Here is a 615-nt window from a genome sequence, read left to right on the forward strand (position 1 = left end):
AAGTAGTTGATGGTTTAATTATTCAAGCAGCAAGGCTACGTGTAATGCTTGATTACATGTGGGAAGACATAAAAGAAAAAGGTGACTATGATTTATTTACTCAATCTGAAAAGGCGCCACCATATGAAAGGGAAAGACCAGTAGCCAAACTATTTAATGCTAGAGATGCTGCATATCAAAAAATAATCAAACAATTATCGGATTTATTGCCCGAAGAGAAAGAAGACACAGAAACGCCATCTGAAGATTACCTATGATTAGTAATAAATACGTTGATGAATATATAAATTTGTGGAAACAAGGAAAGATAATTTTAAATAAAGAAAGAATTGATCTCTTTAATTATCTACAAAAACATATATATTCACGAGATGATGTATATTTTGATGAACAGAAAATCGAGGATTGTATCAAATTTATTGAAAAATGGTATTTTCCAACATTACCATTTCAAAGGTTTATCATAGCTAATATATTTCTTATAGATAAAAATACAGATGAAGCTTTCTTTACAGAATTTGCTATTTTCATGGGACGTGGAGGCGGGAAAAACGGTCTAATAAGTGCTATTAGTGATTTTCTTTCTACGCCCTTACACGGAGTTAAAGAATATCA

Annotated in this window: 1 protein-coding gene and 1 pseudogene; both read left to right on the forward strand. The window is 31.1% G+C overall.

Annotated features, from left to right (window positions below):
• Positions 1-257, forward strand: a 257-nt coding sequence (locus tag JVV30_RS13130) for a hypothetical protein (protein ID WP_204194370.1), incomplete at its 5' end; no start/stop codon positions are given.
• Positions 254-615 (forward strand): annotated as a pseudogene (locus JVV30_RS13135) (terminase large subunit); the annotation flags it as partial. The gene JVV30_RS13130 and the pseudogene JVV30_RS13135, both read left to right, overlap by 4 nt.

It is taken from the genome of Staphylococcus sp. GDY8P47P, assembly GCF_016892225.1.
Taxonomy (GTDB): Bacteria; Bacillota; Bacilli; order Staphylococcales; family Staphylococcaceae; genus Staphylococcus; species Staphylococcus borealis.